Source organism: Spirosoma sordidisoli, from assembly GCF_004138325.1.
Lineage (GTDB): Bacteria > Bacteroidota > Bacteroidia > Cytophagales > Spirosomataceae > Spirosoma > Spirosoma sordidisoli.
The window spans coordinates 172431-186168 of the sequence record NZ_SBLB01000005.1 but is presented as its reverse complement, the minus strand read 5'-3'; the positions used below and the strand labels follow the sequence as shown (position 1 = coordinate 186168).

The window sequence follows — 13738 nt, the reverse complement described above, 5'->3', positions numbered from 1 at the left end:
AACTCGTATGGCTTCATCAAACTTCATTGACTACGTTAAAATAAACTGCCGTTCGGGAGCAGGCGGTGCAGGTTCGGTTCACTTTCGGCGCGAAAAGCACGTTCCTAAAGGTGGTCCTGACGGGGGCGATGGGGGCCGTGGCGGGCACATTATCCTAAAAGGCAATGCCCAACTCTGGACATTGCTCCACCTTAAATACCGGAAACACGTCAAAGCCGAGAACGGTACAGCCGGCGAAGGTGGCCGTCGGAGCGGCCAGCAGGGCGAAGATGTTTTTCTGGAAGTACCGCTGGGAACCATTGCCCGCGATCCGGACACCGGCGAAAAGTTGGCCGAGATAACCGAAGAGGGTCAGGAACTGATTCTGCTGCCGGGCGGCCGGGGCGGGTTGGGTAACGACCACTTTAAATCAGCCACCCAGCAGGCTCCGCACTATGCCCAGCCGGGCGAGGCCGGGCAGGAAGCCTGGGTGGTTCTGGAACTGAAACTACTGGCCGACGTAGGGCTGGTGGGCTTTCCCAACGCCGGTAAGTCTACCCTTTTGTCAGCTGTTTCGGCAGCCCGGCCCGAAATTGCCGACTATCCATTTACAACGCTTGTCCCCAATTTAGGGGTCGTAGCATACAGAGACTTCAAATCATTCGTAATGGCCGACATTCCGGGTATTATTGAAGGAGCCTCACAGGGTAAAGGGCTGGGACTGCGTTTCCTGCGTCATATCGAGCGAAACTCGATCCTGCTATTTCTGGTACCGGCTACCAGCGACAACATTCGACAGGAGTATAATACGCTGCTCGATGAGCTACACGCCTACAATCCGGAGTTGATGGATAAAAAGCGGCTGCTGGCCATTACCAAGATTGACTTATTGGAAAATGAAGAAGCCCTGGCGCTTCTGAAAGAAGATTTACCAAAAAAAGTGCCGGTCACGTTTATATCCTCGGTTAGCCAGCGCGGCCTCACAGAGTTGAAAGATCTTATCTGGCAAAATCTGACAACAACAGCTGAAGCAACCTGATTTACTCTCAATCAATATGGCTGGCTGCCAACCTGCCATTTTAACTACTTATGAAAAACCTATCCGTAGCGTTTGTTCTGACGGTTTGCCTGTTTATTCCGCTTGCAACGATAGCTCAGATTCAGATTTCGTTCCCGACCACACGGGCGGTGTTTCAGCGTAATAACGCGAACCAGGCTACCATTCGGGTCTCCGGCTATTATACCACTCCCATCACACGGGTAGAAGCCCGGCTCATTGCGCGGGATGGCGTTGGCAGCTCTACCGACTGGCGTACCATTCAGGGAAACCCGACGGGTGGCGTTTTTGCCGGTGATCTGGCCGGACAGGGTGGCTGGTATAACCTGGAAGTCCGCGGCATGAGTGGCGATCAACAGGTAGGTACTGCGCAGGTCGAACGGGTAGGTATTGGAGAAGTATTTGTCATTGCGGGCCAGTCAAACGCGCAGGGGGTTCACCAGAGCGCCCCAAACCCCGGTAATGATCTCGTCAACTGCGTCAATTACCGCTATCCGGACAATGGATTTCCGAACGACCCGCCCAAACCCGAATTTACGCGGCTGGATAACTCGCCGGGTTTTACCATTGCTCCGCGTGGTACGGGCAGCTGGTGCTGGGGCCAGCTCGGCGATATTCTTGTGAAGCGGCTCCGGGTGCCGGTCATGTTCTTCAATGCAGCCTTTACCGGAACCGCCGTGCAGAACTGGAGCCAGAGCGCTCCCGATGGTGGTATCGCCTACGGCGTTTATAACGGCGACCCTTACCCAGCCCGTCAGCCGTATATCAACCTGAAAATTGCGCTTCAGTACTACGCCAATACCCTGGGTTGCCGGGCTGTACTGTGGCATCAGGGCGAAGCCGATAACCTGATCAAGTCGCAGCAGAGCTTCTACGTAAGTCAGCTACAGATCGTAATCAGTCAGAGCCGTCAGGATTTTGGCCGAAACGTACCCTGGATGGTGGCCCGGGCTACGTATGGCGATTACATCGGCCTGAGCAATCCAACCATCATTGCGGCTCAGAATCAGGTGATCGCATCAACAGCCAACGTATTCGCCGGCCCCAATACGGATAACATCCAGGTACCCCGTCTGCGCCCTCCGCTCAACGACATCGAAGGCGTTCACTTCGACAACGACGGCCTGGTTGAGGTAGCCAATGCCTGGAACAATAGCATGACCGATGCGTTCTTTCAGCAGGCCAACCCCATTGGACCGGCCGCAGCCCCGACCCTGTCGGTAGCCTGCGCGTCGAACAATAACCTGACCGTTACGGTCAACGGCGATTTCCCAACCGTTCAGTGGACGTCGGGCGAAACCGGGCGTAGCATTACCCGGGGTGCGGGCCTGTATCAGGCAAAAATTAAAGATGCCCTGGGCAACACATACTTCTCCGGACAGGTGCGCATATCCGATGCTCCCGTCGCAGCCGTTGCGGATAACCGACCGCCGTCTATCTGCATTGGCAGTAGTCTGGCGCTGACTGCCAATTACGACAATGTTAGCTGGTTCAGAGGTGGCGACAATACCGGAACCACCAGCCGCACCTTCAGCACATCGACGGCCGGGGCCTACTCGGTTCGCTATGCCGACGTGAGTGGCTGTACCTTCACCTCAAATACCATCAACCTGTCGGTCAACCCGCTCCCGGCCACCCCCACCGTGGCGAACGAACGACCCACTACGTTCTGTCAGGGCGACAATACCGTATTACGGGCCAGCAGCGATAATGTTCAGTACAACTGGAGCTCCGGCCAGCGGGATAAAGCCATTACGGTGGGCACATCGGGCAACTATTTCCTGACCGTTACCGACCAGAACGGTTGTACATCCTTCGCGTCGAATACCATTGCGGTAACCGCCAATCCGGTACCCGCCAAACCGACCGTTACGACCAACGGCCCGACCACATTCTGCGCCGACCGAAACGTAACGCTGACGTCTCAGGAAAATACCGCCTACACCTGGAGCAACGGCCAGACAACCCGCGCCATTACGGTAAACCAGTCCGGCAATTACTCGCTACAGGTACGCAATCAGTTTGGCTGTGCTTCGGTCAACTCAGATATAATCACCGTATCGGTCAACCCGCTGCCGCCCACCCCCACGGTTACGGCGGCTGGCCCAACTACCTTCTGCGAAGGCAACCGGGTGACGCTGAACTCGACCAGCCCCTTTGAGGTGGTTTGGGCCAGCGGCCAGACCGACAAGTCGATCACGGTTAGCTCAAGCGGCAACTATGCCGTACAGGCCCGCGATCAGAACGGTTGCCTGTCGCCCTATTCACCCATTATCGTTGTACGGGCCAACCCATTACCCGCTACACCAACCATCCTGACCAATAAGCCATCAACCATCTGCGAAGGCGACCGGATCACCCTGCGCGTCGATGGTCCCTTCACCGTTTTCTGGAGCACCGGCGATTCTACAGCCAGCATCACGACCGGCCAGCCCGGTGGTTATTCGGCACGCGTACGGGACGTAAACGGCTGTATATCGGCTCAGGCCGGTAGTCTGACCGTGGCAACCCGTCCGTTACCGCCGGCACCATCCATCAATCAGATTGGTACCTATACCCTCGAAGCCGTAAGCTCGACCAATGGCACCGAGTTCCGCTGGCGCCGGGATGCTGATTCGCTGGCCGTACAGACGGGCATCATCAAGGCCAATCAGGCCGGCAACTATACTGCGCGGGCGTCGATCGTCTACTCAAACTCGCTAACCTGTTTCTCCCTGCCGTCGGCTCCGCTATCGTTTACGATCGACCTTAGCAACGGGGGCGTCAGTATTTATCCTAACCCCAGCCCTGACAAGAGAGTGGTACTCGAAACGCTGGAAAACCACTCCAATGTGTCAGTAACGCTGTACTCGCTGACGGGACAACTTATCTCAACGTATAGGGTTCCCCTGTTCGATGAGCGGAAGCAGCTCGAATTAACGGGTGTTCCATCGGGTAGTTACGTATTACGCCTGCAGGCAGCCGACCTCGACGTTTCAAAACGAATTATTCTAGGCTTGTAATATTATTGCCAAACTGACCGTTCAATCATTGAAATTAGCCTTATTTTTGCATTTTACCGGGATACGCATTTCCCGGAAGGCCATAGATTGAACAGGGTCTGATTTTTGCTGTGAATTGGCTGGTAAGTATATAGTCTAGCAGGTGAACAGCAGAAATGGCCGCTTACAGGCATCGAATGAATAAGCATTATTTTCTACAGAGAGTACTGGTAACGGGCAGTTTGATGCTGGCACTGGTGGGGTTACAGTGGATACCCACCTTTGGGCAGAGTATCAAAATCACCTATCCCGAGAGCCGGGCCGTTTTTCAGCGGGAGAACGACAATACAAGCACTATTTTTCTGTCGGGTAACTATTACCAGCCCGTCGACAGCGTTCAGGCGCGGGTTCAGGCCGAAGCGGCCGGGCAAGGGGTAAACACCGACTGGGTAACGATTCAGCGAAACGTTCAGGGAGGTCTGTTTCAGGGCGCTATCCGGGTGCGGGGCGGCTGGTATCGGCTCGAAGCGCAGGCTTTCTACAAAGGGGTACTAGTTGGCTCCGACGTAGTTCGGAAGGTCGGCGTAGGCGAGGTGTTTATCATCACCGGCCAATCCAACGCGCAGGGCTTCCAGAACTTTGGCGCTACCGGCGCTTCAGACGACCGGGTCAACTGCGTTACCTACGACAACACAACGGCCAACTCGCTCAACGATCCGCCAGCGCCGACCTTTCAGCAACTGAGCGCCACCTCCCTCATTGGGCCCCGCGGCCAAAGCGCCTGGTGCTGGGGCGTACTCGGCGACCTGATTGCCCGACAGTACCAGGTTCCGGTGCTGTTCATCAATACCGCCTGGCAGGCTACCGTCATCAAAAACTGGCGCGAAAGTGCCGACGGGCAGATCACTAAAAACATTTTTGCGCTCGGAACGCCCAACGAAAATTTCCCGCCGGGTATGCCTTATGCCAACCTGGTAATTGCCCTTCGTTATTACTGTTCGTTACAGGGCCTGCGGGCCGTGCTCTGGCAGCAGGGCGAAAACGACAACGTGCCGCTTAACTCGACCCGGCAGGCCTACGGTCGCGACATGCAGTATCTGGTCAACAAGACCCGCTCCGATACCGAGCGTTATCCGGCCTGGGTACTGGCGCGGTCTTCGTACAATACCGGCAAAGTCAGTCAGGACATTATCCAGGCGCAGAACGACGTTATCAACACCTTCAACAACAACGTATTTGCCGGTCCTTTTACGGATAATATCCAGGTACCCCGCTACGAGGGTGAAGTACACTTCGGGGGCGATGGGCTGCGGCAACTGGGCCAGGCCTGGTTTGAAAGTCTGAACTCCGCATTCTTCGCCAGTTCGAGACCCCTCCCGCCACTGCCTCCGCCGGCCGCTACGGTAACCTGCGCCAGCGGCAACAACGCCCTGACCGTAACGCTGCCCAACCTCTACCAGTCGTACAGCTGGAATACCGGACAAACCGGCCGAACCATCAATGTGACGCAGCCGGGTCTCTATCGGGCAACGCTCAAAGACCGCAACGGGAATACGTACCTCTCGCCGGTTATCGATGTGCAGGGAACCATTCAGCCGACTACCCCAACCATCTCGGTGTCGGGGCAGGAAGGGCGGCCCGCCAGCAGTCAGCTGCAGGTCTGTTCCGACTCGTCGTTAACACTCGTGGCCAATACCGCTACCAATAGCATGGCCGTCTGGAGCAACGGAGCCACCACCCCGAATATCCGTCTGACTCAGGCCGGCAACTATTCACTACAGGCCGTCAACGTGTACGGCTGCCGCTCCGGCCAGTCGTCGTCCGTCAGCCTGACCGTACGGCAGAAGCCGGCCGTGCCTACCATCGAGCAAGTGGGGGCCTATACCCTGCAGGCGGTATTACCAGCACCCACGGGAGGCCAGTCAGATCTGTTCGACTGGCGACGGGCCAACCAGCTTCTCCCGCAGAATACGGCAACCGTTAAAGTCGTTGTGTCGGCCGACTATGCTGTGCGGGCCCGGACCAACTACGTTCTGGGAACCAGTAATCTGACCTGCACTTCGGATTTCAGCGCGCCCAAGCCTTTTGTATTCGACCTGTCGAACGGCGGGCTGACCGTTTACCCGAACCCATCGAGCGACGGTAAGGTAACGATCGAAACGGCCGAAAACCTGCGTAATGCCGATGTTCAGGTGTTCTCGCTGATGGGCCGTCGAATCTTCGGAACGGTTGTTCCCATACTCGACGAACGCAAATCCGTCGACTTATCGAGCCTGTCGCAGGGTGTTTATATCATCCGGGTCCGATCGGCGGGTTTCGACGTGTCGCAGCGGGTAATCATCAATCGCTAAGCCGATCCTGTACAAATGCCGAAACGCCTTCCCTAACCGGAGGGCGTTTCGTGTTTCTTCACCGATCAGCGGGGCGCTGTAATTGCGTAAACAGCGCTGGTGTCGTATCTTTGGAAGACTATTCGCTGCGTTTGTTGGCGGTTGTGAAGCACAACGCTTAATAGTTTTATCACTACCTTTGCAGGGTTCTCTATCAATAAATTATATGGATACAACCTACGTGCCTGCCGACTATCTGCCGGTGCTGATTCAGCTGGGCTTAGCCTTGGGATTTATCGTTACAACGATGATTGTAACGCACTCGATCGGCCCCAAGCGGAACAGTGTGAAAAAGGACGATCCGTTCGAGTGTGGTATTCCTGTTCAGGGAGATGCCCGCACGCCGATTTCCATCAAGTATTTCCTGATTGCCATCCTGTTCGTTCTGTTCGACGTGGAGGTAATTTTCCTGTACCCATGGGCCGTTAACTTCAAAGGGCTGGGCATGACCGGCTTTATTGAAATGGTTCTCTTTATGGGACTGTTGCTGGCTGGTTTCTACTACATCATCCGTAAGGGTGTATTGAAGTGGGAATAAGGCCAATAAATGAATTTTCAAACATATTTATTCGTTGTTACAGTAACTAACTGCAACGTAATGTATGGCAACTGACATCAAATTGGCCGAGGCTCCGGCGAGTTACGACGGACCTGGATTTTCGGCTACTTCGTTCGATAAAATCATTGGTCTGGCCCGCGCCAATTCGCTCTGGCCGTTGCCGTTTGCGACCTCCTGCTGTGGCATCGAGTTCATGTCGACCATGGCTTCGCATTATGACCTGGCCCGGTTCGGTTCGGAGCGGCCCAGCTTCTCGCCACGCCAGGCCGATATGCTGCTGGTAGCCGGCACGATTGCCAAGAAAATGGCGCCCGTGGTGAAGCAGGTCTATCTGCAGATGGCCGAACCACGCTGGGTCATTGCCATCGGTGCCTGTGCGTCGAGCGGTGGTATTTTTGATACCTACAGCGTATTGCAGGGTATTGACCGGATTATTCCCGTCGACGTGTACGTACCGGGCTGCCCACCTCGCCCCGAACAGATTCTGGACGGCGTCATGCAGGTGCAGGAGCTGGCCAAGAACGAATCGTTGCGCCGGCGAAATACCGAAGAGTACCAGAAGTTGCTCAATTCGTATAGCATTCAATAAACAGCGCCCGATCGGGCTGTCGAGCGGCTCCGTGTGGTCCTATCACGCGCCGACTCAGCCTCCCAGCCCGGTTTTTCGCTCATTCACCCACTGCCAGAAATGCTGACCAACGAAGAAGTTGCGCAGACCATCATCAATCAATTTGGAGAAGCCGTCGGTGAGTTCGACGATCCGTTCGACCTGTTAACCTTCACCGCCAGCCGCGACCAGATCGTTCCGTTGGTTCGGTTCCTGAACGAGCATACGACCTACCAGTTTAGCTTTCTGACCGACATCACGGCTATACATTATCCTGACTCGGCCGGTCGGGAGTTTTGCGTTGTGTACCACCTGCACAGCCTCGTCAACAACTTCCGGCTGCGAATCAAGGTGTATCTGGCCGCAGAGGACATTCATATTCCCACGCTGACGCCCCTGTTTGCGAGCGCCAACTGGATGGAGCGCGAAACCTTCGACCTGTTCGGCGTCATCTTCGATGGGCACCCCGACCTGCGCCGGATCCTGAACATGGAGGAGATGGATTATCACCCCATGCGCAAGGAGTACCCGCTCGAAGACGCCACGCGCGAGGACAAGATTGACGCTTTGTTTGGACGATAACTACTGAGTGATTGAGTGATTGAGTGTGGAGTCGCGTTTGCCTCTCACTCAATCACTCAATCGCCCACTCACTCAATTACCCATGGTTTCTGAAGAACTAGATATAGCCAAGAAGAACCTGCCTGCCGAACAGGGACCGGTTCAGTACGTCAATGAGTTGACGACGCTCAACCTCGGCCCAACGCACCCCGCCACCCACGGCATCTTCCAGAACGTGCTGCAGATGGACGGGGAGAAAATCGTATCGGGCGAGCAGACGATCGGGTACATTCACCGGGCGTTCGAGAAAATTGCCGAACGGCGACCTTTCTATCAGATTACGACCCTGACCGACCGGATGAACTACTGCTCGTCGCCCATCAACAACATGGGCTGGCACATGACGGTGGAGAAACTGCTTGGCGTTGACGTACCCAAGCGGGCTCAGTACATCCGGGTCATCATGATGGAGCTGGCCCGTCTGGCCGACCACCTGATCTGTAATGGTATTCTGGGCGTTGATACGGGTGCCTTTACGGGCTTCCTGTACATCTACCAGGAGCGCGAAAATATCTACGAAATTTACGAAGAAGTCTGCGGAGCCCGCCTGACCACCAATATGGGTCGCATCGGCGGTATGGAGCGCGACCTGTCGCCTACCGCCATCCGTAAAATCAAAGAACTGATTCCGCGATTCCGGAAAGTCTTGACCGAGTTCGAAAACCTCTTCAACCGCAACCGGATCTTTATGGACCGTGTGGTGGGCGTAGGCGGTATTACGGCCGAGCGGGCACTGAGCTACGGCTTCACGGGTCCGAACCTCCGGGCAGCCGGTGTGGACTACGACGTGCGGGTCATGAATCCGTATTCGTCGTATCAGGACTTCGAATTCGATATTCCCGTTGGCCAGAGTGGTGATACTTACGACCGGTTTATGGTCCGTAATGAAGAAATGTGGCAGAGTCTGCGGATTATAGAGCAGGCCATCAACAACCTGCCCGAAGGACCCCATTTTGCCGACGCTCCGCAGTACTACCTGCCGCCCAAGCAGGAGGTTTACAAAAACATGGAAGCGCTCATCTATCACTTCAAGATTGTGATGGGCGAAATTGATGCACCGATAGGTGAAGTGTATCACGCCGTAGAAGGCGGCAACGGGGAGCTGGGCTTCTACCTCATCAGCGATGGGGGCCGCGCACCGTACCGGCTGCACTTCCGCCGTCCGTGTTTCATTTATTACCAGGCCTATCCTGAGATGTGTAAAGGCCTTACTCTTTCCGACGCCATCGTAATCATGAGTAGCATGAACGTGATTGCGGGCGAGTTAGACGCTTAATTTACGGATACCTATGACAACCGAGAGCAAACCCACCATACAATTCACACCGGAGCGGCTGGCCAAGGTGCAGGAAATCATTGCCCGTTATCCCGAAGGAAAACAGAAGTCAGCGCTGCTTCCCCTGCTGCATCTGCTGCAGGAGCAGGAAGGCTGGACCAGCCCCGAAGGCATGGATTACGTGGCGAGTCTGCTCAACATCGAACCCATCGAAGTATACGAGGTGGCGTCGTTCTATACGATGTACCACCTCCAGCCGGTTGGCAAGCACGTGATCGAATACTGCCGGACGGGCCCGTGCTGCCTGATGGGGGGCGAAGAGGTATACGCTCACCTGAAGCAACGGCTGGGCATCGATACCGGTCAGACAACCGTCGACGGGCAGTTTACCCTAAAAGAAGTAGAATGTCTGGCGGCCTGTGGCATGGGGCCGGTATTCCAGATCCGGGAAAAATATTACATGCACCTGACTAACGAGCGCGTGGACGAAATCATTGACGAACTGTCGAAATAAAACCCACACATGGCTACCAAGATATTAACTGAACATATCAACGTTCCCGGCATCGAAACCTTCGATGTATACCGGAAGCAGGGCGGCTATACGGCCGTTGAAAAAGCGCTGAAAACGATGACGCCAGAGGCCGTTGTCGAGGAAGTGAAAAAGGCGGGGGTTCGGGGTCGGGGCGGTGCAGGCTTCCCGATGGGCATGAAGTGGAGCTTCCTGGCGAAGCCGGAGGGCGTTCCGCGTTATCTCGTCTGCAACGCCGATGAGTCGGAGCCGGGTACGTTCAAGGATCACTACCTGATGAAAAACATCCCGCACCTGCTCATCGAGGGAATGATTATTTCGTCGTTTGCGCTCGGTGCCAACAAGTCATTCATCTACGTACGCGGAGAGCTGATGTACGTCATTCATATCCTCGAAAAAGCCATCGCCGAAGCAAAAGCGAAGGGATTCCTGGGTAAAAATATTCTGGGTAGTGGCTACGACCTCGAGCTGGTTGTTCAGCCCGGTGGCGGAGCTTACATCTGTGGTGAAGAAACGGCCCTGCTCGAATCACTCGAAGGGAAACGGGGTAATCCACGGAACAAGCCGCCTTTCCCGGCCGTAAAAGGCTTGTATCAATCCCCAACGGTGGTTAACAACGTTGAGTCGATTGCAACTACAGCCTGGATCGTTAACAATGGGGGCGATGCCTACGCGGGTATTGGCATTGGCCGCAGCACGGGCACCAAACTGATTTCGGCGTCGGGTCACATCAACAAGCCGGGCGTGTACGAAATCGAGCTGGGCGTTCCGGTCGAAGATTTTATCTATGCCGACGAATGGTGTGGCGGTATCCGGCCGGGCCATAAGTTTAAAGCCCTCGTGGCGGGTGGCTCATCCGTGCCGATTCTGCCCGCTAACCTCGCGCTGACCCTGGCCAACGGCGAAAAACGACTGATGTCGTATGAGTCGCTGTCGGACGGTGGGTTTGCTACAGGTACTATGCTGGGCTCGGGCGGATTCATCGTGTTCGACGAAACGTCCTGTATCGTGCGCAACACCTGGAATTTCTCCCGGTTCTACCACCACGAGTCGTGTGGCCAGTGCAGCCCCTGCCGCGAAGGCACCGGCTGGATGGAAAAGGTGCTGCACCGGATCGAACACGGCCACGGCCACCAGCACGACATCGACCTGCTGGTCGACGTCGCCAGAAAGATCGAAGGCAACACGATCTGTCCCCTCGGCGATGCAGCGGCCTGGCCGGTAGCCAGCGCTATCCGTCACTTCCGTGACGAATTTATGTGGCATATCACCAATCCGCAGGAGGCCACCCAGCCAGGTGCCGTTTATCGCGGAGAAATGGCCTTAGTTTAATAGAATACGGCAGCTAAGCCGTACTGTACTGATTGACCTGCGGCTTCAGGGCCGCATTACGATACATGGAAGAGACAAAGCCGCAACTGCTGAGAGTTACCATCGACGGTATTCAGGTCGAGGTAGAGCCGGGAACAACGATATTACAGGCCGCCCGCAAAATCGGCCCGGAGGTAGCGCCCCCCGCCATGTGCTATTACCAGCCGCTAAAAGGAAGTGGCGGTAAATGCCGCGCCTGTCTGGTACGGGTAGCGGCCGGCTCGGAGAAAGATCCGCGGCCAATGCCCAAACTTGTTGCCTCCTGCCTGACCCCCGTTCAGGATGGTATGATTGTCGAAAACAAAACGAACCCGCAGGTCATTGACGCCCGGAATGGGGTAGTCGAGTTCCTGCTGCTGAACCACCCGCTCGACTGCCCGGTCTGCGATCAGGCGGGCGAATGCGATCTGCAGAATTTTGCGTTCGACCACGGCAAGGCAACCACCCGCTACGAAGAAGACCGGCGGACGTTCGAAAAAAACGACCTGGGCCCGTATATCCAGCTGCACATGACGCGCTGCATCCTGTGCTACCGCTGCGTCTATACAGCCGATCAGATTACCAACAAGCGCGTACATGGAGTACTGAACCGGGGCGATGCATCGGAAATCAGCACCTATATCGAGAAAGCCATAGACAACGACTTCTCCGGTAACGTAATCGACGTTTGTCCGGTAGGGGCGCTGACCGATAAAACGTACCGGTTTAAGAACCGGGTTTGGTTCACAAAGCCCGTTGACGCCCACCGCGATTGCCCGACCTGTTCGGGTAAGGTGACGCTCTGGTACCGGGGCGACGAGGTAATCCGGGTAACGGCCCGCAAAAACGAGTGGAGCGAAGTAACCGAGTTCATCTGCAACACCTGCCGGTTCGAAACCAAGAAAACCAGCGACTGGACCATTGAAGGCCCAACGAAAGTATCGCGGGCATCGGTGATTTCGGCCAATAAGTACCGCGCTGATGCCATTAAACCCAGCTTTGGCCAGCGTCTGGCAGCCGCCGAATACAAACCGATCCATGACGAGCGCGACACTACGCAGCTAAGCATTCAGCAGCTGCCGCCCGAGCGTTTCGCCAAGCTGCCATCCGCAGAGAGCTAACCTGTCAGAAAACTAACCAGATTGGGATTACGGGTATGGCCTTCCGTACAAACCGAGCCGACACGTAAACCAACTATTGAAACCTACTAAACATGGATTTAACCATATTATCGGCCAAAGGGATCATTATCCTGGCCGTATTTGGGATAACGCTCCTCATTGCCATGTACTCGACCTATGCCGAGCGCAAGGTAGCGGCATTTCTGCAGGATCGGATCGGACCGAATCGGGCGGGGCCGTGGGGGCTGCTGCAACCGGTTGCCGATGCCGGTAAAATGTTCTTCAAAGAAGACTTTATCCCGTCGCAGGCCAGCAAGTGGCTGTTTATTCTGGGCCCCTGTCTGGCTATCCTGACGGCGCTGATGTCGAGCGCGGTTATTCCGTTTGGCGATACGATCCGGTTCAGCTGGGACAGTAAGAACTATGAAGTAGCGGTGCAGGCCATAGAAATCAACATTGGTGTGCTGTACATCTTCGGGGTTGTATCGCTGGGCGTGTATGGCATCATGGTCGGTGGCTGGGCCTCGAACAACAAATTTTCCCTGCTGGGCGCTATCCGGGCAGCTTCGCAGAATATCAGCTACGAAATTGCGCTGGGTCTGTCGCTGATCGCCATCCTGATGATGACGGGTTCGCTGTCGCTGCGGGCCATTATCGACGAGCAGGCTTCTTTCTTCGAGTGGAACGTGTTTACCCAGCCGCTGGGGTTCATTATTTTCCTGACCTGCGCCTTTGCCGAGTGTAACCGTACGCCGTTCGACCTGCCCGAGTGCGAAACCGAGCTGGTCGGTGGCTACCATACCGAATACAGCTCCATGAAACTGGGTTTTTATCTGTTCTCGGAGTACATCAACATGTTCGTATCGTCGGCCTTTATTTCGGCCCTGTATTTCGGCGGCTTCCACTACCCGTTCATGGATCTGGTGGGCGGAGCGCTCGAAAACTCACTGGGCGCGGTAGCGGGCCATAACGTAGCTACCCTGATCGGCGTCGTGGTGTTCTTCGCCAAGATTTTCTTCTTTATTTTCTTCTTTATGTGGGTTCGGTGGACGCTGCCGCGTTTCCGCTACGACCAGCTGATGAATCTGGGTTGGAAAACCTTTATTCCGCTGTCGATTCTGAACGTGGTCATCACGGGCGCCGGTCTGCTGTTCAACTTCAAATACTCGACCTGGCTTATTGCCATTGTCATGATCGTGCTGGCGGTGATGTCTTCTGCCCGCGCTCCCAAACGGACTGTTGTACCACAACAAACAGTTTAAACG

11 protein-coding genes are annotated in these 13738 nt (G+C 55.5%); all 11 read left to right on the top strand.

The window, feature by feature from the left end; translation table 11 throughout:
- Positions 1 to 7 precede the first annotated feature (7 nt).
- The 11 genes from obgE to nuoH all read left to right on the top strand — a co-directional run bounded on the left by obgE (position 8) and on the right by nuoH (position 13735).
- Complete coding sequence (obgE, locus tag EQG79_RS18730) at positions 8 to 1018, top strand: GTPase ObgE (RefSeq protein ID WP_077923069.1); 1011 nt, start codon at positions 8 to 10, stop codon at positions 1016 to 1018.
- A 50-nt stretch (positions 1019 to 1068) separates the two neighbouring features.
- Positions 1069 to 4038 (top strand): T9SS type A sorting domain-containing protein, encoded by a 2970-nt coding sequence (locus tag EQG79_RS18725; protein WP_077923068.1) that lies wholly within the window; start codon positions 1069 to 1071, stop codon positions 4036 to 4038.
- 176 nt (positions 4039 to 4214) lie between these two features.
- Positions 4215 to 6368 (top strand): T9SS type A sorting domain-containing protein, encoded by a 2154-nt coding sequence (locus EQG79_RS18720; RefSeq protein ID WP_129603175.1) that lies wholly within the window; start codon positions 4215 to 4217, stop codon positions 6366 to 6368.
- Between the two features lie 205 nt (positions 6369 to 6573).
- A complete protein-coding gene (locus tag EQG79_RS18715; protein ID WP_077923066.1) occupies positions 6574 to 6945 on the top strand; it encodes an NADH-quinone oxidoreductase subunit A in 372 nt (123 codons plus the stop codon).
- A gap of 64 nt (positions 6946 to 7009) precedes the next feature.
- Positions 7010 to 7555 (top strand): NADH-quinone oxidoreductase subunit B, encoded by a 546-nt coding sequence (locus tag EQG79_RS18710; RefSeq protein WP_077923065.1) that lies wholly within the window; start codon positions 7010 to 7012, stop codon positions 7553 to 7555.
- A gap of 99 nt (positions 7556 to 7654) precedes the next feature.
- The gene (locus tag EQG79_RS18705; RefSeq protein ID WP_129603538.1) at positions 7655 to 8155 is read left to right on the top strand and encodes an NADH-quinone oxidoreductase subunit C; all 501 of its coding nucleotides are present in this window, start codon (positions 7655 to 7657) and stop codon (positions 8153 to 8155) included.
- A gap of 82 nt (positions 8156 to 8237) precedes the next feature.
- Positions 8238 to 9470 carry an NADH dehydrogenase (quinone) subunit D gene (gene nuoD / locus EQG79_RS18700; RefSeq protein ID WP_077923063.1) on the top strand — a complete coding sequence of 411 codons (1233 nt, stop codon included), beginning with the start codon at positions 8238 to 8240 and terminating at the stop codon, positions 9468 to 9470.
- A 13-nt stretch (positions 9471 to 9483) separates the two neighbouring features.
- Entirely contained in the window at positions 9484 to 9984 is a 501-nt protein-coding gene (gene nuoE, locus EQG79_RS18695) for an NADH-quinone oxidoreductase subunit NuoE (RefSeq protein ID WP_129603173.1), read from the top strand.
- A gap of 9 nt (positions 9985 to 9993) precedes the next feature.
- Entirely contained in the window at positions 9994 to 11334 is a 1341-nt protein-coding gene (gene nuoF, locus EQG79_RS18690) for an NADH-quinone oxidoreductase subunit NuoF (RefSeq protein ID WP_077923061.1), read from the top strand.
- Between the two features lie 65 nt (positions 11335 to 11399).
- Positions 11400 to 12473: a 2Fe-2S iron-sulfur cluster-binding protein gene (locus EQG79_RS18685; protein WP_077923060.1), complete on the top strand. Its 1074-nt coding sequence runs from the start codon at positions 11400 to 11402 to the stop codon at positions 12471 to 12473.
- A 92-nt stretch (positions 12474 to 12565) separates the two neighbouring features.
- The gene (gene nuoH / locus EQG79_RS18680) at positions 12566 to 13735 is read left to right on the top strand and encodes an NADH-quinone oxidoreductase subunit NuoH (protein ID WP_077923059.1); all 1170 of its coding nucleotides are present in this window, start codon (positions 12566 to 12568) and stop codon (positions 13733 to 13735) included.
- The last annotated feature ends 3 nt before the right edge of the window (positions 13736 to 13738 follow it).

Excerpts from the sequence above, each read along its gene's own strand:
- obgE (WP_077923069.1), top strand. The coding sequence starts at position 8 with ATGGCTTCATCAAACTTCATTGACTACGTTAAAATAAACTGCCGTTCG.
- EQG79_RS18725 (WP_077923068.1), top strand. The coding sequence starts at position 1,069 with ATGAAAAACCTATCCGTAGCGTTTGTTCTGACGGTTTGCCTGTTTATT.
- EQG79_RS18720 (WP_129603175.1), top strand. The coding sequence starts at position 4,215 with ATGAATAAGCATTATTTTCTACAGAGAGTACTGGTAACGGGCAGTTTG.
- EQG79_RS18715 (WP_077923066.1), top strand. The coding sequence starts at position 6,574 with ATGGATACAACCTACGTGCCTGCCGACTATCTGCCGGTGCTGATTCAG.
- EQG79_RS18710 (WP_077923065.1), top strand. The coding sequence starts at position 7,010 with ATGGCAACTGACATCAAATTGGCCGAGGCTCCGGCGAGTTACGACGGA.
- EQG79_RS18705 (WP_129603538.1), top strand. The coding sequence starts at position 7,655 with ATGCTGACCAACGAAGAAGTTGCGCAGACCATCATCAATCAATTTGGA.
- nuoD (WP_077923063.1), top strand. The coding sequence starts at position 8,238 with ATGGTTTCTGAAGAACTAGATATAGCCAAGAAGAACCTGCCTGCCGAA.
- nuoE (WP_129603173.1), top strand. The coding sequence starts at position 9,484 with ATGACAACCGAGAGCAAACCCACCATACAATTCACACCGGAGCGGCTG.
- nuoF (WP_077923061.1), top strand. The coding sequence starts at position 9,994 with ATGGCTACCAAGATATTAACTGAACATATCAACGTTCCCGGCATCGAA.
- EQG79_RS18685 (WP_077923060.1), top strand. The coding sequence starts at position 11,400 with ATGGAAGAGACAAAGCCGCAACTGCTGAGAGTTACCATCGACGGTATT.
- nuoH (WP_077923059.1), top strand. The coding sequence starts at position 12,566 with ATGGATTTAACCATATTATCGGCCAAAGGGATCATTATCCTGGCCGTA.